Source organism: Streptomyces sp. NPDC051105 (genome assembly GCF_040682795.1).
Taxonomy (GTDB): Bacteria; Actinomycetota; Actinomycetes; order Streptomycetales; family Streptomycetaceae; genus Streptomyces.
The window spans coordinates 476510-494936 of record NZ_JBFBBR010000004.1 but is presented as its reverse complement, the minus strand read 5'-3'; the positions used below and the strand labels follow the sequence as shown (position 1 = coordinate 494936).

Genomic DNA, 18427 nt, shown 5'->3' with positions numbered 1-18427 from the left:
GACCTGGTACGGCCCATGTGGCTTGTTCCGTGCCGGGGTTGGCCGATCGGCCACCGTTGAGACTTCAAGGGGCCGGACTACAGTCGTGCACCTGTTCGCGAAGCTCCGCGCACCACGCCCCATCCCGTACGACGTTCGGCATCACGCTCCACGGCCCGGTCCGGGCCCCCGCCGCACCCGGACCCGGCCTCCCCCCACGTACACGCATGCAGCCAGGAGGTCTCCGAGTCATGCCTCTGCGTCACCTCACCCCCCGCGACCAGCACCTCTTCTGGCAGTACGGCCGCGGCCCCAGCGCACCCGTCCACGAACCGCTCGTCCACCGCGCGATCGAACGGCACGCGATCGCCCACCCCCACGCCGTCGCCGCCGAACACCACGGCGCGACCCTCACCTACGGCGAACTCGACCGCTACGCCGGTGCCCTCGCCGCCCAGCTGGTCCGCGAGGGCGTCCGGCCCGGCGACCATGTCGGCCTCTTCGCCCGCCGCTCCATCCCGATGCTGGTCGGCCTGCTCGCCGTCCTCAAGGCGGGCGCCGCCTACGTCCCCCAGGACATCGGCCGCACGCCCCCGGAGCGGCTCGGCCCCGTCATCCGCACCGCCCGCACCCGGGTGATCCTCACCCAGAAGGAACACGCCCCGCGCATCCCGCTCCCCGGCGGCCACCGGCTCATCGCCCTCGACGACCCCGTGCCGTACCAGCGGGCCGCCATGGTCGTGCCCCCGCACCCCGACGACGGCTGCCACGTCCTCTTCGCCGCCGGCCGCCCCGAAGGCGTGAAGGTCACCCACCGCAACGTCACCAACCTGCTGCTCACCCAACCCGGCGGCCTCGGCATCCGCCCCGGCGACCGGGTGGCCCAACTCCTCGGTATCGCCTCCGGCCTGGCCGCCTGGGAGATCCTCGGCTGCCTCACCCGCGGCGCCACCCTGGTCATCCGCGGCACGGACCCCGCCGGCGCGGCCGGCACCGCGACCGTCCTGATCGCCACCCCGGCCGTGCTGTCCGGCATCGACCCAGCCGCCTGCCCGCGGGTGCGCACGGTCGCCGTAGCCGGGGAGCCGGGCCCGCCGCGTCCGCTGGCCGACCGCTGGTCGCGACAGGCCGCCCTCTTCGACTGCCGCGGTCCGGCCGAGGCGACCGTCGTCAGCACCATGGGCCGCCACGACCCGGCCGCCGGGCGACCGGCCGCCGGCCGCCCCGTCGCCAACACCACGGTGTACGTCCTGGACGCCGACCGCCGGCCGCTGCCCGTCGGCGAGACCGGCGAGGTGTGGGCGGGCGGCGACTGCGTGCCGGCGGGGCACCTCGGCGACGGCGGGCCGAGCGCCGGGCGGTACGCGCCCGATCCGTTCCTCGGGGAGGGCCGCGCCATGCTCCGCACCGGGACGCTCGGCCGCTGGACCTCCGACGGCGGCCTCGAACACCTCGGCCGCGCCGCCGAAGACCGACCCGAGCCCCACGCGTCCCGCCCCCACACCACCGGCAGCCACCCACACCAACCGGCCACGACCTCGACCACGGCCACGGCTACGACCTCGGCCACGGCCACGGCCACGGCCACGGCCAGGGCTGCGGCCGCGTACGCCGAGGCTGCCCAGCGCTCCTGACTGGGCCGGTGGGCCCCGACGATCTGGTCGGCGTGACCGGCGTGACCGGCGTGACCGGACTAACCAGACCGGCGGGTCTGGCCGGTCGCCGCGGCCAAGGCCTTCGTGACCCCCGGTTCCTTCCTGCCGAGGAACTGGGGGTTCGGCTCGAAGAGCACGTCCAGGGCCGCCTTGCCCGCCGCGAGGACCTCCCGCGTCCCGCCGTAGTACCAGGTCGCGTCGTGCTTGTCCTCGACCCCGACCCCGTACGACTCGACCCCCGCCGCCTCGCACAGCGCCACCGCGCGCCGGATGTGGAAACCCTGGCTGATCAGTACCGCCCGGTCCACGCCGAAGATCTTCTTCGCGCGGACGCAGGAGTCCCAGGTGTCGAAGCCGGCGTAGTCGCTGACGATGCGCTTGGCCGGTACCCCGTGCTCGGTGAGGTACGTGCGCATGGCGTCCGGCTCGTCGTAGTCCTTCCGGCTGTTGTCGCCGGTGACGAGGACGACCTTGATACGGCCCTCCCGGTACAGCTTCGCCGCCGCGTCCAGGCGGTGGGCGAGGTACGGCGACGGCTCGCCGTCCCACAGGCCCGCGCCGAAGACGACCGCGACGTCGGTGCGGGGTACGTCCGCCGCCGTGCGCAGCCGGTCGGCCGTCGACACGTACAGCCAGGTGACCGGCAGCAGTGCCAGCACGCAGCCGGCCATCACGCCCTGCACCAGGCGCCGTCTGCCGGTACGGGTGCGCGGCAGACGCGGTCGGCGGATCTTCATACGGTTGCTCCCCCTCGACTTCTCCTCGGCTTCCCCGTGGCCGTCCCCCGGCGGCTCCGACCTTGGAGGACGCGGGCCGAGGCGTTCCGGTTCGCTCACAGCGGCCGGACTCGTGCCGTGAAGCGTACGAAAACTCCCGTGACCGTCAGGCAACGGGGGTGCAATCCCGTCCGGCGAGGATCCCCCTATGACCGTGTCCGAACTCCCTCCGCGCCCCGGCCCGCCCGCCCTGGTCCTGGTGGCCCACGGCAGCCGTGACCCGCGTGCGCTCAGCACCGTACGGGCCCTGATGGACCGGGTGCGCGAGCTGCGCCCCGAGCTGTCCGTGCACCTCGGGCACATCGAGCTGAACGAGCCGCTGCTCCCGGACACCCTCGCGGCCCTCGGTGACACCCCGGCCGTCCTGGTCCCACTCCTCCTCGGTCGTGGCTACCACGTCAAGCGGGACATCCCCGAGATGGCGGCGGCAGCGCAGGCGCCCACGCGCATCGCCGGCCCCCTCGGCCCGCACCCCCTGCTCGTCGACACCCTGCACGCCCGCCTGCTGGAGGCCGGCTGGCGCCAGCGCCCCGCGAGCGCCGTCGTGCTGGCGGCGGCGGGTTCCCGCGACCCCGAGTCCAGGCTCGACACGCAGCGGACGGCCCGCCTCCTGTCGGCCCGCCTGGGCGTCCCGGTCCTCCCCGGCTACGCCTCCGCGGCCAGCCCCACGGTCGCGGACGCGGTGCACGCCCTGCGTGCGAGGGGCCGCCGCCACATCGCCGTGGCGTCCTGTTTCACGGCCCCCGGCCGCTTCGCCGCAGAGTGCGCGGCCCAGGCGCCATGGCTGGCATCGGCCCCACTGGGAGCCCACGACGCGATGGCCGGCCTGATCCTGCACCGGTACGAGCGGGCACGGGAAACGCAGCCGGTGACCGCGGCCGCGTAAGGGGGGCCGCGCCCGGCAGACGCGGGTGTGTGACGCGCCCCTTCAGGGGCGCGGGCCGTGCCGATATGCGGCTCCACCGCGCCGGCGCGACCAGCCCCCCCACACACACCCGCACTCGCGCACCGGACCCGACCGACCCGACCCCCCCATGCTGGGCGCACCAAGCACCCGTTTGTCACTATCGCCCCGTACTGTCGAACCATGGCAGTCCCCGCACCCGCACCCGCCTCGGCCTACGACCCGGCGTCAGCCGACCGTTGGGCTCCCGAACCCGACAAGCGCCCCGGCCGCACCGCCTTCCAGCGGGACCGCGCCCGCGTCCTGCACAGCGGGGCGCTCCGCAGGCTCGCCGGCAAGACCCAGGTCGTCACCCCCGGCAACCCCAGCCAGATGTGGGACGCCAGCCCCCGCACCCGCCTCACCCACTCCCTCGAATGCGCCCAGGTCGGCCGGGAGCTGGGCGCCGCCCTCGGCTGCGACCCCGACCTCGTCGAGGCCGCCTGTCTCTCCCACGACCTCGGCCACCCGCCCTTCGGTCACAACGGCGAACAGGCGTTGAACGAGTTCGCGGACGACTGCGGCGGTTTCGAGGGCAACGCCCAGTCCCTGCGCCTGCTCACCCGCATCGAGCCCAAACGGTTCACTCCCGAGGGCTCCGTCGGCCTCAACCTCACCCGCGCCGCCCTGGACGCGGCCACCAAGTACCCGTGGCCGCGCGGCGCGCACCCCACCGACCCGGCGTCCCCGAAGTTCGGTGTGTACGAGGACGACCGCCCGGTCTTCGACTGGGTCCGCAAGGAGGCCCCCGGCACCCGCACCTGCTTCGAGGCGCAGGTCATGGACTGGTCCGACGACGTCGCCTACTCCGTGCACGACGTCGAGGACGGCCTGCACGCCGGCCACATCGACCCCAACTGCCTGCACGCCGAGCCGGAACGGCAGGAGGTCTACGCGGTCGCCGTCGGCAGATACGTGCCGGCCGGCACCGACCCCGCCGAACTCGCCGCCGCCCTCGACCGGCTCCAGGACGAGGAGTGGTGGCCGCACGGCTACGACGGCACCGCGGTGGCCCAGGCCCGCCTCAAGGACGCCACCAGCCAGCTCATCGGCCGCTTCTGCCTGGCCGCGGAGGCCGCCACCCGCGAGAGGTACGGCACCGCCCGGCTCACCCGCTACGGCGCCGAACTCGTCGTACCGCGCGAGGCCCGGATGGAGTGTGCGGTGCTGAAGGCGATCGCGCACCGTTACGTCATGCAGCGTGCCGAACAGGAGCGGATCCGCGCCGATCAGCGGGTCGTAGTCGCCGAACTCGCCGAGGCGCTGACCCGGCGCGCCCCCGACGGCCTCGACCCGCAGTTCCGGGCGCTGTTCGACGCGGCGGACGACGACCACGCCCGCAAACGCGTGATCGTCGACCAGATCGCCTCGCTCACCGACGCCTCCGCGCGGTCGTCGCATGCGAGGCTGACGGGGCGTACGTGAACACTTTGTGACCCTCTGTGACTCCTCGTGGCCTGAACGAGTCATGATCGTGTCAGCGGGGGGCACTCCCTCTTCCCGCATCACGCTGCGTGCGGGAGGCTCACAGTGCGGCGCATGTGGGTGGCATATGTGGCGGCACCCTTACGAGGAGGCATCAAGTGGTCGACGCGGACCAGACATTCGTCATCGTCGGTGGCGGACTCGCCGGCGCGAAGGCGGCCGAGACGCTCCGAGCCGAGGGCTTCACCGGCCGGGTGATACTGATCTGCGACGAACGCGACCACCCGTACGAGCGGCCGCCGCTCTCCAAGGGCTATCTGCTCGGCAAGGAGGAGCGCGACAGCGTCTTCGTGCACGAGCCCGCCTGGTACGCGCGGAACGACATCGAGCTGCACCTCGGCCAGACCGTGGACCGGATCGACCGCGCCGCCAGGACCGTCCGCTTCGGCGACGACGGCACGATCGTCCGCTACGACAAGCTGCTGCTCGTCACCGGCGCCGAGCCCCGCCGCCTCGACGTTCCCGGCACCGACCTGGCCGGCGTCCACCACCTGCGCCGCCTCGCGCACGCGGAGCGCCTCAAGGGCGTCCTCGCCGCCCTCGGCCGGGACAACGGGCACCTCGTCATCGCGGGTGCCGGCTGGATCGGGCTGGAGGTCGCGGCGGCGGCCCGGACGTACGGCGCCGAGGTCACCGTCATCGAGCACGGGCCGACCCCGCTGCACGGCGTGCTCGGGCCCGAGCTGGGCAACGTCTTCGCCCAGCTGCACCAGGAGCACGGGGTCCGTTTCCGCTTCGGCGTACAGCTCACCGAGATCGTCGGGCAGGACGGCATGGTGCTCGCCGCCCGCACCGACGACGGCGAGGAGCACCCGGCGCACGACGTGCTCGCGGCGATCGGCGCGGCGCCGCGGGTCGGGCTCGCCGAGGCGGCCGGGCTGGAGATCGCCGACCGGGCGCACGGCGGGGGCATCGTCGTCGACGAACGGCTGCGGACGTCCGACCCCGACATCTACGCGGCCGGTGACGTGGCCTCCTTCCCGCACGCCCGGTTCGGCACCCGGCTGCGGGTGGAGCACTGGGCCAACGCGCTGAACGGCGGTCCGGCGGCGGCGCGCTCGATGCTGGGGCATGACGTGCCCTACGACCGGGTGCCCTACTTCTTCTCCGACCAGTACGACCTCGGGATGGAGTACAGCGGATGGGCGCCGGCCGGGTCGTACGACGAGGTCGTCATCCGGGGGGACGCGGGCAAGCGGGAGTTCATCGCGTTCTGGCTGAAGGAGGGGCGGGTGCTGGCCGGGATGAACGTGAACGTGTGGGATGTCACAGAGCCGATCCAGAAGCTGGTCGTTTCGGGGGTCGTGGTGGACACCGATGCGCTGGCGAATCCTCATGTGCCGTTGGAATCGCTCGCCTAGGGGGCTGCCGGGATCCGTCGGGTCGCGGGTGCGGGTGCGTGGGGGTTGCTCGCGCAGTTCCCCGCGCCCCTTAAGGGGCGCTCCAGCTCGACGGAGTTGTCATGGGACCCCCGTAGAATTCATCCGTGGCAGGACGGATCAATGACGAGGATGTGAAGGCGGTCCGGGACGCGGTCCCGATCGACGCCGTCGTGTCCGAGTACCTCCAGCTGCGCAACGCGGGCGGCGGGAACCTCAAGGGACTCTGCCCGTTCCACGACGAGAAGTCGCCGTCCTTCCAGGTCAGCCCGAGCAAGGGACTCTTCCACTGCTTCGGCTGCCAGGAGGGCGGCGACACCATCACCTTCGTGATGAAGGTGGACCACCTCTCCTTCTCGGAGGCGGTCGAGCGGCTGGCCGGGCTGGCCGGCATCACCCTGCGGTACGAGGAGGGCGGGTACAACCCCTCCCACCAGCGCGGTGAGCGGATCCGGCTGGTCGAGGCGCACAAGATCGCCGCCGTCTGGTACGCGGAACAGCTCGCCACCAGCCCCGAGGCCGAGACCGGCCGCCTCTTCCTCGCCGAGCGCGGCTTCGACCAGGCCGCCGCCGTCCACTTCGGTGTCGGCTACAGCCCCCAGGGCTGGGACCACCTCACCCGCTATCTGCGCGGCCAGGGCTTCACCGACAAGGAACTGCTGCTGTCGGGGCTGTCGCAGGAGGGGCGGCGCGGGCCCATCGACCGGTTCCGGGGACGGCTGATGTGGCCGATCCGGGACATCGGCGGCGAGGTCGTCGGCTTCGGCGCCCGCAAGCTGTACGAGGCGGACAACGGGCCCAAGTACCTCAACACGCCCGACACCGCGATCTACAAGAAGTCCCAGGTCCTGTACGGCATCGACCTCGCCAAGCAGAGCATCGCCAAGTCCAGCCGCGCGGTCGTGGTCGAGGGGTACACGGATGTCATGGCCTGCCATCTGGCCGGGGTGACCACCGCGATCGCGACCTGCGGCACGGCCTTCGGCGGCGAGCACATCAAGATCCTCCGCCGGCTGCTGATGGACAACGGCAGCGCCCGCGTGATCTTCACCTTCGACGGTGACGCGGCCGGTCAGAAGGCCGCCCTGCGCGCCTTCGAGGACGACCAGAAGTTCGCCGCCGAGACGTACATCGCCATCGCGCCGGACGGCATGGACCCCTGCGAGCTGCGCCTCGCCAAGGGTGACGAGGCGGTCGCCGACCTGGCCGAACCCCGCACCCCGCTCTTCGAGTTCGCACTCCGCCAGATCGTGGCCCGCTACGACCTGGACACCCCGGCGGGCCGCGCGGCCGCCCTGGACGAGGCCGCACCGATCGTCGCCCGGATCAAGAACAGCGGCGCCCAGCACGAGGTCGCCGTCGAACTGGCCGGCATGCTCGGCATCCTCGACACCCAGTTCGTGGTCAAGAGGGTGGCCCAGCTGGCCCGTTGGGCACGTGACAAGGGCGGCAGGGGGCCCGCCCCGGCGCGCGGCCCGCAGCAGCCGTCGTACGACACCGGCGGCTCGCGCCCGGCCGTCTCGGGACCCGCCCTCAATCTGCGCAACGCCGTCTACGCCACCGAGCGCGAGCTGCTGAAACTCGCCCTCCAGCGGCCCGACTTGGTCTCCCCGGCGTTCGACGCGTACGGCGTCGACGAGTTCACCGCCGCGCCGTACGCGGCCGTACGCCAGACCATCATGGAGGCGGGCGGCTCCGAGTGGGGTGTGCAGGACCCGCAGGAGTACCTGGTCCGGGTGCGTGAGGCGGCCCCCGACGACACGGTCCGCGCGATGGTCACCGAACTCGCCGTCGAGGCGATCATGCGCCGCACGGTCGACGAGAACTACGCGGGCGAGCAACTCGTGACCGTCCGCCGCCGGGCCGTGGACCGCCGTATCCACGAGATCCAGATCACCCTCACCCGCCTCGGCAGCGGTGGCGACCCGGCCCAACTCGCCGCCGTGCAGAACGAGTTGTGGGTTCTCCAGCAGTACGGTCAGGCGCTGCGCGAGCGCGGCGTCGCCGCTCTGTGAGCTTCGAGCGGCCGACAGGATAACCACGCGGTCACGGACCGGACGCAAAAAGTCACCGCACGCCCCTCGTGGCGGCGATGTGTCTTACCCCACACTGGGGGCGGTGCCTGAGTCCTCGGAGCGCGGCCGGCCTGTCCCGGACGGGTCCCACACCCCCGCCGTTCCACTCATCGCGTACGGGACGGACAGCGGCGAGGCCGTCGTCTCCGTCCCCGAAGTACCGCTGCCGTACCCCCTGGCAGCGATCATCCTGGAGGTCGCCCCCGTGCAGACCCAGACCCTGACCCAGACCGACAGCACGCTCACGGACGAGCCGGAGGCCGACGCCGACGTCTACGCCGGCGTACCACCGCAGAGCCGTGTCGCGCTCCACCCCGAGACGGAGACGGAGCGGCCGGCGGAGGCCGAGGGCCCGGCCGTGGAGGACCTCGCGGCCGACGCCCCGGAGTCCGAGCCCGAGACCGAGCCGGAGCCCGAGCCGGCCGCCGTCGCCCGCGTCGACAACGGCAGCCCCTCCTCCGACCTGTTCCGGCAGTACCTGCGCGAGATCGGCCGTATCCCGCTGCTCACCGCCGCCGAGGAGGTCGAACTCGCCCGCCGAGTCGAGGCCGGCCTGTTCGCCGAGGAGAAGCTGGGCAGCGCCCCGGACCTCGACAGCGAGCTGGCCCTCGACCTCGACCGGCTGGTCGTCATGGGCCGCATGGCCAAGCGCCGCCTCATCGAGGCCAACCTGCGGCTTGTCGTGTCGGTGGCCAAGCGGTACGTCGGCCGCGGCCTGACCATGCTCGACCTGGTCCAGGAGGGAAATCTGGGCCTGATCCGCGCCGTCGAGAAGTTCGACTACGCGCGCGGCTACAAGTTCTCGACCTACGCGACCTGGTGGATCCGCCAGGCCATGTCCCGCGCCCTGGCCGACCAGGCCCGCACCATCCGGGTCCCGGTGCACGTCGTGGAACTCATCAACCGGGTCGTGCGCGTCCAGCGCCGGATGCTCCAGGAACGGGGCTACGAGCCGACGCCCGAGGAGGTCGCCGCCCACCTCGACCTGGCGCCGGAGCGGGTCGGCGAGGTGCTCCGCCTCGCCCAGGAACCGGTCTCCCTGCACGCCCCCGTCGGCGAGGAGGACGAGGTGGCCCTCGGCGACCTCATCGAGGACGGCGACGCCGCGAGCCCGGTGGAGTCGGCCGCGTTCCTGCTGCTGCGCGAGCACCTGGAGGCGGTGCTGTCGACGCTGGGGGAGCGGGAGCGGAAGGTCGTACAACTGCGGTACGGCCTGGCCGACGGCCGCCCGCGGACGCTGGAGGAGATAGGGCGCATCTTCGGCGTGACACGGGAACGGATCCGCCAGATCGAGTCGAAGACCCTCAACAAGCTCCGGGACCACGCCTTCGCGGACCAGCTGAGGGGCTACCTGGACTGAGCCCCGCCACCTCGCCGCCCTTCAGCCACCCCGCCGCCCCCGGCAGCGGTCCCAGACCCCACCCGTCCGGGTGGGGTCTTCCCGTCCGTGGTGTCACGCGGCATCACGCTTGCGCAAAAAATCAAATTCCTGAACAGGGCGGTTATAAGCGTCACATAATGAAATCCGGCGCTGTGTCCGAAAACGAACGGCAATTCGAGGGGGGCTCGATTATGGCGTCTGGGGCTGCGCGCAGTGCATCCGCCCTGAGGGCGGAGAGGAATCCCTGGCCGGCCAGCAGCCTGCTGGGCGAACTCTCGGCACCGACGCGCGACCATCTGATCTCCTTGGGACGGCCGACGCGCTTCACCGGCGGCGAACGGCTGATGCGCGAGGGGGAATCGGGCTCGCATATGTTCCTGCTGCTCAGCGGCTGGTTCAAGGTGCTGGCCATGACGGAGGACAACCGGGAGGCGCTGCTGGCGGTCCGGGCCGGCGGCGACATCGTCGGCGAACTCGCCTGCTTCGACGACCAGCCCAGGGTCGCCACCGTCGTGGCGTCCGGCACGGGCGTCGCCAACCGGATCAGCAGCCAGGAGTTCCTCGCCTTCCTGGCGCTCTACGACGACGCCGCCCAGGCCGTGATGCGGGCCGTGGCGGGGAAGCTCCGCTGGGCGACCCGACGCCGCCAGGAGTTCGGCAGCTGCGCGGTCGCGACGCGGGTGGCCCGGGTGCTGGGGGAACTCGCCCGGATCTACGGCCGGGCCGGGGACACCGGCATCTCCATAGGCGTGGCACTGACCCAGCCCGAACTGGCGGAGCTGGTCGGCGCCTCCGAGCCGAGCGTGCACCGGGTGTTACGGTCCCTGCGCCAGCAGTCGGTCATAGAGACGGGCTACCGGCGGATCCTGGTACGGGACGTGTCCGAACTCAGCCGGATCGCCGGCACGGTCTGGGGCACCTCGCCGCTCACCGTGTCGCCCCTGCCAGGACCAGCCAGGAAGCCGCCGCCAGCACCATCGCGGAGACCCAGATGACGGCGCGGGCCGCATAACGGTTCTTCAGCTCGGCGATCCGGGCGATGGCGTTGGCCGTCTCCCACAGCTCGGTCCCCGGCTGCCGATCCGGGTCGGCCCCGCCGCCCTCGGCCGCGTCCAGCGAGAACCGGTTGGACGCGGCCAGCCCGGCCTTGCGCGGCCGGATCACCTGCACCAGCAGATAGCCGGACATGACGAAGGCGAGCCCGTAGCCGAGGGTGGCCAGCCAGAAGAGCACGGCCAGCGGTGCGGTCGGGGCCGGGGTGCCGAGGTCCCCGATCCGGGTGGCGATGACGGCGGCGAGCCCGACATGCACCGTCACCATCGTGCCCGCCTTCGCGTCCGCCTGCTGCGTGACCAGCTGGAAGGAGGTCAGCGCCGCGACCGCCGCGGTCAGGTCCTGCGCCGTTCGCTCGTGTTCGGTCATCGCTCAGTGCCCACCGTGAGGGAAGTCGGGCAGATGGAAGTGGTGATGGCCCCCCGTGGCGTCCGTGGCGTCCGTGGCGTCCGTGGCGTCCGTGGCATGGGGGTGGAACGGATCACCCAGAGGATGTCCGGGGTCGGAGTGGCCCGGGTCGTGGTGGTAGGGGTCCGGGTGGTGCGGATCGGGGAGACGGGGATCCGGGTGGTACGGATCCGGGTGGTGCCCGTCGTGCGGGTCGTAGGGGTCGGAGTGGTGCCCGTCGTACGGGTCGTAGGGGTCGGAGTGGTGCCCGTCGTGCGGGTCGTAGGGGTCGGAGTGGTGCCCGTCGTGCGGGTCTGTGTGGTGCGGGTCCGCGTGCTGCCCGGCATGTCCGCCCCCGTGGTCCCGCTGGTCGCCGTGGTCCGCATGGTGCCCGGCCCCCTGGTACGGCTCCCCCTGCCGTTCCTCGTCCGGGCCGTCGAAGTCGGGGTCGGTGGCCGCCGACATGGTCGCCGGGGCTGACATGGTCGCCGGGGCTGCGGTGTGGTCGCCCGGCAGCACCCACTCGCGCAGCGTCCTGCTCTGCGAGACCACCGTCGCCGCGAGATGTGCCGCGCCCAGCGCCGGGACCACGAACTCCCGCAGGGCGGTACGGCCCGGCGAGTGACCCCAGATCACCTGCTCCGCCCCCAGGTCCCGGGCCGGAGCCGACCTCGGCACGTGCAGCCAGGCACTCGACGTGAAGTCCTTGTCCTGGAGGACCACGTCGACACGGCGGAACTCGTCCGCCGACAGCCCGTTGGCCTGGGGCAGGATCACGTCCCGGTAGATGCCGTCCGAGACGGCGAGCGCCAGGTCGCTGGCGGGGTCCGCTTCCAGCGCGTGCCGCACCGGACCGGAGTCGACCAGCCGGTTCACCAGCACCACGCAGTCACCCAGGTAACCCCGGTCGGCCCGGGAGATCGCCCCCTGGCCGATACTGGCCCGCATCCGCAGCCGGCCGAACAGCCCGGGCGCCCGGTTCGCCTGGAAGAGGCCGTCGCGCAGCCCGAGGACCAGCGCGGGGACCGCGCGTACGACGTCGACCCCCGCCGGGAAGACGACCAGCTGGCCGTCGCCCTGGAGCTGCTGCTGCGCCCGCACCCGCAGGACCCGGGCCCGGCGCAGCGCGTGCTCGACCACGAGCCGGAGCCGGTACTGGGCGTCCTGCTGCTCGGGGTAGGTGTGGCGGCTGTAGTGGCGCAGGTCCACCGCCAGGCACAGCCGTCTGCGGTAACGGGCCATCACATCCTCACCAGGTCGTCCACCACGTCGTCGAGTTCCACCCCGGTGCGGCGCAGCTGCTCCTCCAGCTGCTTGAGTTCGGTGCGGCGCTGTTCGACCGCCTCCGCGCCCTGTTCCCGGGTCTCCTGGGCCGTCGCCACACTGCGGGTCAGTTCCTCGATCCGGGAGGACAGCCCGCTGTTGACGGCCTCCGTGATGGGCCGCATGGTCGTGTCCACGAAGGACTTGGCGGCGATGCGGGCCTGCTTGGGCGCCTCCAGCCGGATCTGGGTGGCCATCTCCCGGCCCACGGCCTCCCGCATCCTGGTCTCCAGCCGGCCGCCCGCCATGTTGCTCTGCACGATGCCCTGGATGACCAGCCCGGCGATCAGCGTGGGGAGCCCGAACGGGGTGAACAGCCACACCATGGCGATGGCCATGGTCGGCAGCAGCGCGCGCAGCGCCTCCTTGACGCCGAACTGCGCGCCCATCATGCCGCCGGCCACCCCGCCCAGGACGAAGCCGCCCACCCCGGCCAGGAACCGGGTCAGCGGCGGCTCCTGCTGACGCTCACCGGCCGCGGCGGCACCGGTCACCCCGGTGAGGTCGACCCGCAGCCGGTCCAGACGCGCCTCGAAGGAACCCAGTTCGGTGTTCATCCGCTCGGCGAGCTTCTCCAGGTCCTGGGCGATCACCGGTTCCAGGGAGCCCGCCACCCACTGGGCCACCTTCTCCTCGATCCGCTTGGCGGTGCCCGCGGCGATCTCCCCGGCGATCTGCTCGACACGCTCCTTGAGCTTGAGCGGGTTCATCCCGAGCTTGGTGGTGAGGGGGACGTCGGCCGCGACGACCGGGGCCTCGTCCGCGACCGCCGCCAGGAAGCCGCCGAGCAGGTTCTCCACCCGTTCCTGGAGCTGCCGGGTCTGGTTCTCGGTCTCCATGGTGATCTGCCGGGCCTGGGCCTGGAGTTCGCGCAGCGGCTGCTGGGCGCCCTCCCAGCGGCGCTCCAGCTCCCCGCTCCGCGAGTCCAGCATCGCCAGCTCGTGCGGGATGTTGCGGTCCAGTTCACGGGCGAGGCCGCTCAGCGCACGGGCCGGGGCGAGGATCTTGACCTTGTGGCGTTCGGTGGCCAGATAGTGTTCGAGCGCCGTCTCCAGCGCGGCCACCCCGGAGGACCGGAAGGCGGCCGGGTCCTCGGCGATCCTGGCCCGCAGCGCCGTCTTGCCGTCCACGAAGAAGAACCGGCCCTGGTCCCGCTCGTCGCCGCGCAGGGCGGTGATGCGGTGGCGGGCCGCCGCCATGACGTCCTCCCGCTCGTGGTCGTCGATGGCGTCGAAGTAGGTGAAGACGAAGAACGGGTCGTGGGCGTCCAGATACGTCGTCAGGAACTGGGACTCGTCCATGCTCATCGGGGCGATGGCATGCTGGAGGAAGATCACCGCGTCGGCCTTGCGGAGGTAGCCGAGGGTGATCTCGTCACGGCTCTCGTGGTCGTTGAGGCCGGGTGAGTCGACCAGCACCACGTTGTTGCGGCACAGTTCCAGCGGCCAGGTGACCTCGGCCTTCACATAGGGGTTGCGCTGGTCGTGCGCCTTGTTGTTGACGGTGATGAGGTCGACGAGCCGCTCGGGGGCGACGGACTCCGGGGAGACGGAGTCCTCCTTCCACAGCTGGGCGGCCGGGGCCTCGCCGAACCTGACCTCGGTGATGACCGCGGTGGCGGGCACCGCCTTGACCGGCAGCACCTGGGCGCCCAGCAGGGCGTTGACGAAGGTGGACTTGCCGCGCTTGAAGTCGCCGACGACCATCACGTAGAAGGCGTCGGTGTCCATCCGCTCCAGGATGGCGGACACCATGCTCTGCGCCCCGCTGTCACCTATCTGTTCGGCGATCTTGCCGAGTTGGCGGCAGATGCCGGTCAGCCGCAGCCGCTGCGCCGCCGCGACGGCGTATCCGCCTTCTTCCGTGCTCATGGTCCGTTCGTCCTCTCTGTTCTGATCTGTTCTGATCCGTACCGATTCACTCTGATCAGCTCTGGTTCATTCGGATCCGGAGCTGGTGAGGGGTCCCGGCCCGCGGGTCAGGCCCGGAGTCCGGCACGGATGCGGGCGCCCAGGGCGGCGGCGGACCGGGCCAGGGACTCCCAGTCCTGGTCGCCTCCGGTCCGGGAGTCGGCCACCGTCCGCCAGGCGTCGTGCCAGGCGAGATGCGACTGCTGGAGCTGTTCGAACACGTCCCCGTAGACCTCGGAGAGCATCTCGACCGCCTGCCGCTGGAAGGCCGTCGTGGCCTCGTCGACGACCCGGACGAGCAGCGCGTCCACCTCACTGCGCTGGGCCTCGGTGGCGGCCCGGATGGACGCCTCGGCGAGCAACCCGCCGAGCAGGCTGAAACCGGCGCCGTAGATCATCGGCAGGGGCGCCGAGCGGGCGGCGGCGATCAGATAGCCGACGATGGCCCCGCCCTGGGCACCGAGGCGGGTGGCCAGCCGGACCCCGGACAGGTTGGAGACGTCGCCGGAGATCTCCGGCTCGACGGACAGCTTCAGCCTGCCCGCGGCCGGGATCCAGCTGGGCCGGGCGCCGGGCAGCCTGGCGGCCACCTCCTCGTCCAGCCAGCCGCTGTCGGCGGTGAGGGCCGGCAGCAGCACGGTCCGCTCGGACTCCTTGGCCAGCACGGACAGTTCGTGGCGCAGCCGGAACGGCAGATCGCGCTCCCACCAGCCGCGCGGGTCGCCGGTCCGGTCCAGTTCCCAGCGCAGCCGTTCGATCATTCCGTCGCGCTTGCTCTGCACGTACTCCCGCAGCCGGGTGGTGAGGGTGAGCCGGCGCGCGGTCAGATCGATACGCAGCTGCTCCCACTGGCGCTCCTCGTTCTCGCGCGCCGCCTGCGCCTTCTTCGCCGCTTCCGCGGCCTCGTCCGTGGTGAGCCGGTCCAGCGCCATCGTCCGGCTCGCGATCGCGGTCATCGCGTCGCAGTGGTCGGCGATCTGGGCGGCGATCCGCCGGTCGCGCCACACGGCACGGCCGTCCCGACGGGCGAACCCCTCGGTGAGCGCGTGCAGCGCGGCCACCTCGGCCTCGCCGCCGCCGGGCCGGGGGGCGGCCAGCACGCCCAGGTTCGACAGGCCGGCCAGCCGGCGCCCGAGGTCCTCCAGGGCCTCCGCCCGGTCCTCGGGATCGAGCAGGTCGAGCATCGTGACGACGACGGCGACGAAGGGGATGTGCCGGCGCAGCACCTCCTCCTCCAGCAGGCTGCGTTCCGTGATGCCCAGCGGGGACAGCGCGGAGACGACGAACAGCACGGCGTCGCAGCCGGCGGCGACCTCGCGCACCTGCTCCAGCTGCTCGTCGTTGCCGAAGTTGACCCCGGGGGTGTCCACCAGTTCGGCGTCCAGGCCGTCCAGCCACCCGTCGGCCACAGTGAGGGTCACGGAGGGTTCCGGGGCTCCGCCCGCGGCCCCGGAACCCTCCCCGGGTACGACCCCGGTCAGGCCGTCCCACGCGCCGTCACCGTCGAGACGGCGCAGCTCGCGGCGGCCGTCCGGCCAGCGGACCGTCAGCGTCTCGTCCTGGGCGGCACGCACCACCACCGGAACCCGGGTCACCGGCAGCGAGCCGGTCGGCAGCAGGTCCCGGCCGAGCAGCCGGTTGACCAGGGTGGACTTGCCGCGGTTGAACTCGCCCACCACGGCGACCCGGAACAGCCGCCGGCCCCGCCCGTCGGCCAGCGCCGCCAGGTCCGCCGCGATCCGGTCCAGCTGATACCGCTCCGCCAGCCCCTGCGCCTCCCGCAGCCAACCGGGCGCGTCCCCACCGACATCGGCGACATGCGAGGGAACGGGCAGAACACCACCGGCGGACCCGGAAGCCGAAGAAACGGCACTGCCGGCGGAGCCGGAGAGGGCCGATGGTTCGGCGACCGAGACGACCGGCTGTCCGGCGGCGGGTGCGGCTGGCTTGGTGGGGGTGGGGGTGGGGTCGGAAGCCGTCTGTTGGATGCCGGGTGGAGCGGCGGCGGTGGTGTCGGCGGTGGCCGGTGGTGGGGTGCGGGTGGTGGGTTGTTGGGGATCGGCCTGTATGTCCATGGCTTACGACTCCTTTGGTGCGTGCGCGGTGCCTGCGGTGCGCCGGCGCAGGACGGCGACCCGTTCACGCCGCTTCCGGGCGGTGGCCGCGGTGCCCTCGGCGGCCGCGACGGCGGCGTCCAACGCGACCCGCTGGCGTTGGTTGGCCAGGGCGAGCCGGGCGATCTCGTCGCTGAACTCGGCCTCGTACTTCTGCCGGAGCGCCGCGACACTGTCGTCCACCGCCTCGGCGATGCGCTGGAGCGAGACCGTGCGCAGGGCGTCGACCTCGGTGTACGCGGTGGCGATGATCGGGCGCGCCTTCTGCAGGAACTGGGTCCGCGCGGTGTCCCGGCCGCGGGTGCCCATCATGGCTCCGAGCGCGCCGCCGATGACGGTGCCGATCCCGGGGGCGATGAAGCTGCCGATGACCGCGCCGGCCGCCGCGCCGCCCCCGGTGCGCCAGTTGCCGACGCTGACCAGTTCGGCGCCCATCGCGGTCAGTGCCGCGTCCACATCGGACAGATCCGGTTCGGGCAGGTCCAGGTCCGTCACGGGGACCACCGGCGCGGTGGGTGTCTCGCCGGCCAGACCGGCGAGCGCGCCGTACTGCGCCGCGAAGTCCCGGGCGAGTTCGCCGGCTTCGGCGGCCAACAGCTCACCGGCCCGCCGGGCCGCGGCCCGGGCCGTCTTCCCGGCCTCCTTCTTGAGGTGGCGGCCGACGATCCCGGAGACCTCGGAGGCCGCCTCCCGAATGTTGTCGATCTTCTCGCCGGCGACCGCGGCGACCACCTTCGCGTCCAGCCCGGAGCGTCCCGAACCGACCGCGGCGTCCGTCGCGGCGTACCGCGTGCCGGTGTTCACCCGGTCGACGACGCGCCGGGTCCAGGCGTCCAGGAAGCCCGGGAAGTCCGGCAGCGACAGGGCGGCCAGTCCACGCCGCGCGCGGCGGTTCTCGGCGCGCTGGGCGTCGGCGGTCTCCTCCACGGCCGCGAGCAGCTGGGAGAGCAGGGTCAGTACGGTGGCCGCGATGGCGGACTCCCGCCGCTCCGCGGCGAGCCGCACCAGCCGCTGCTCCACGGCACGGAAACGGGCCAGATGACCGGAGTGGTCCACGACCGGCCGCGGACCGCCGTCCGCCGGGTCGGTCTCCAGCAGGGCCTTGCCCGGCGCGCAGGGCAGCAGCAGCGGCTCGGTGATGCCCATCGACCTGAGCCGGTCCGCGACGAACTCGACGGTGTCGTCCCGTTCGCCCTCGTCGACGAGATCGATCTTGGTGACCATGAAGACGCACCGGTCGTGGTGGTTGAGCAGCGGTCCGGTCAGGAAGTCCGCCAGGGTCATCGACATGGCCGCGACGGCCGGCACGACCACCACCGCCAGATCCGCCTGGCGCACGGCGGCCTCGGCCATCTCCCGGTGTCCCGGGTCGGTCACGCTGAACCCCGGGGTGTCCAGGACCGCCACGCCGTCGCCCAGCGGCCGGACCGGGGACCGTACCTCCAGATCCCGTACGCGCAGCGCCAGGTCGGTGGTGAGCACCCGGTCCAGCGCGGCTTCCAGACCGTCCGCGGTCGGCGTGCCCGGCCCGCCGGCCCACTTGTCGAAAGCCGCCGACGGCCAGTCCAGTTCGGTTCCGTCGGCCGTTCTCAGCCGCAGGCCCTCGGTGCCGTCGTGGTGCCGCAGCACCGTGGTGACGGTGGTGGTCACCCGCGCCGACGACGGCAGCAGCCGACGTCGCAGAAAGGCGTTGAGCAGGGTGCTCTTGCCGCTCGACGCCTCGCCGAAGACGGCGATGCGCAGTTCAGGGTCGTCGGCACGGGTCTGTACGGTCCGCAGTGCCGACCACAGCTTGTCGCGACGCGCCGCCGGGAGGTCGAGCTCTCCCAGGACCTCGCGGATCCATGTCAGGTGTTCGCCGACGGCGGGTGCCCATGCTCCGCCCGCCCCGTCGGCTACGGTTTTCCTCCCCACGTCGGCAGCGTAGGGAGACCGGGGGTGGCCGGTTCCCGTCAGGCGATGGGATC

Annotated in this window: 13 protein-coding genes; 7 read left to right on the top strand and 6 right to left on the bottom strand. The window is 72.5% G+C overall.

The features are described from left to right. Positions 1-230: 230 nt before the first annotated feature. Positions 231-1613 (top strand): AMP-binding protein, encoded by a 1383-nt coding sequence (locus AB0N16_RS13000; protein ID WP_365795954.1) that lies wholly within the window; start codon positions 231-233, stop codon positions 1611-1613. Positions 1614-1672: 59 nt separating this feature from the next. On the opposite strand, the gene AB0N16_RS12995 is transcribed toward AB0N16_RS13000, so the two are convergent. Continuing rightward, entirely contained in the window at positions 1673-2371 is a 699-nt protein-coding gene (locus AB0N16_RS12995) for an ElyC/SanA/YdcF family protein (RefSeq protein ID WP_365795952.1), read from the bottom strand. Positions 2372-2558: 187 nt separating this feature from the next. On the opposite strand from AB0N16_RS12995, the gene AB0N16_RS12990 reads away from it, so the two are divergent. The 6 genes from AB0N16_RS12990 (at position 2559) to AB0N16_RS12965 (ending at position 10668) form a co-directional block, all read left to right on the top strand. Beyond that, entirely contained in the window at positions 2559-3296 is a 738-nt protein-coding gene (locus AB0N16_RS12990; protein ID WP_365795950.1) for a sirohydrochlorin chelatase, read from the top strand. Between the two features lie 201 nt (positions 3297-3497). Next, positions 3498-4778 (top strand): deoxyguanosinetriphosphate triphosphohydrolase, encoded by a 1281-nt coding sequence (locus AB0N16_RS12985; protein ID WP_365795948.1) that lies wholly within the window; start codon positions 3498-3500, stop codon positions 4776-4778. A gap of 158 nt (positions 4779-4936) precedes the next feature. Next, positions 4937-6199: an FAD-dependent oxidoreductase gene (locus AB0N16_RS12980; RefSeq protein ID WP_365795946.1), complete on the top strand. Its 1263-nt coding sequence runs from the start codon at positions 4937-4939 to the stop codon at positions 6197-6199. Between the two features lie 125 nt (positions 6200-6324). Continuing rightward, positions 6325-8232, top strand: coding sequence for a DNA primase (gene dnaG / locus AB0N16_RS12975; RefSeq protein ID WP_365795944.1), 1908 nt, complete (start codon positions 6325-6327; stop codon positions 8230-8232). 103 nt (positions 8233-8335) lie between these two features. Beyond that, positions 8336-9652 (top strand): RNA polymerase sigma factor, encoded by a 1317-nt coding sequence (locus tag AB0N16_RS12970; protein ID WP_365795942.1) that lies wholly within the window; start codon positions 8336-8338, stop codon positions 9650-9652. A gap of 326 nt (positions 9653-9978) precedes the next feature. Further along, positions 9979-10668, top strand: a complete 690-nt coding sequence (locus AB0N16_RS12965; RefSeq protein ID WP_365795940.1) for a Crp/Fnr family transcriptional regulator — start codon at positions 9979-9981, stop codon at positions 10666-10668. Here the strand turns inward: AB0N16_RS12965 and AB0N16_RS12960 are convergent. The 5 genes from AB0N16_RS12960 to AB0N16_RS12940 form a co-directional block, all read right to left on the bottom strand. After that, the gene (locus AB0N16_RS12960; protein WP_365795938.1) at positions 10601-11095 is read right to left on the bottom strand and encodes a hypothetical protein; all 495 of its coding nucleotides are present in this window, start codon (positions 11093-11095) and stop codon (positions 10601-10603) included. The two genes, AB0N16_RS12965 and AB0N16_RS12960, sit on opposite strands and share 68 nt — an antisense overlap. A gap of 3 nt (positions 11096-11098) precedes the next feature. Beyond that, positions 11099-12355 carry a hypothetical protein gene (locus AB0N16_RS12955; protein WP_365795936.1) on the bottom strand — a complete coding sequence of 419 codons (1257 nt, stop codon included), beginning with the start codon at positions 12353-12355 and terminating at the stop codon, positions 11099-11101. After that, on the bottom strand, positions 12355-14307 hold the full coding sequence (locus AB0N16_RS12950) for a dynamin family protein (RefSeq protein WP_365795934.1): 1953 nt from the start codon (positions 14305-14307) through the stop codon (positions 12355-12357). Before AB0N16_RS12950 ends, AB0N16_RS12955 begins: the two co-directional genes overlap by 1 nt. A 107-nt stretch (positions 14308-14414) precedes the next feature. After that, positions 14415-16421 carry a dynamin family protein gene (locus tag AB0N16_RS12945; protein ID WP_365795932.1) on the bottom strand — a complete coding sequence of 669 codons (2007 nt, stop codon included), beginning with the start codon at positions 16419-16421 and terminating at the stop codon, positions 14415-14417. Between the two features lie 3 nt (positions 16422-16424). Beyond that, the gene (locus AB0N16_RS12940) at positions 16425-18374 is read right to left on the bottom strand and encodes a dynamin family protein (RefSeq protein WP_365795930.1); all 1950 of its coding nucleotides are present in this window, start codon (positions 18372-18374) and stop codon (positions 16425-16427) included. Between the last annotated feature and the right edge of the window lie 53 nt (positions 18375-18427).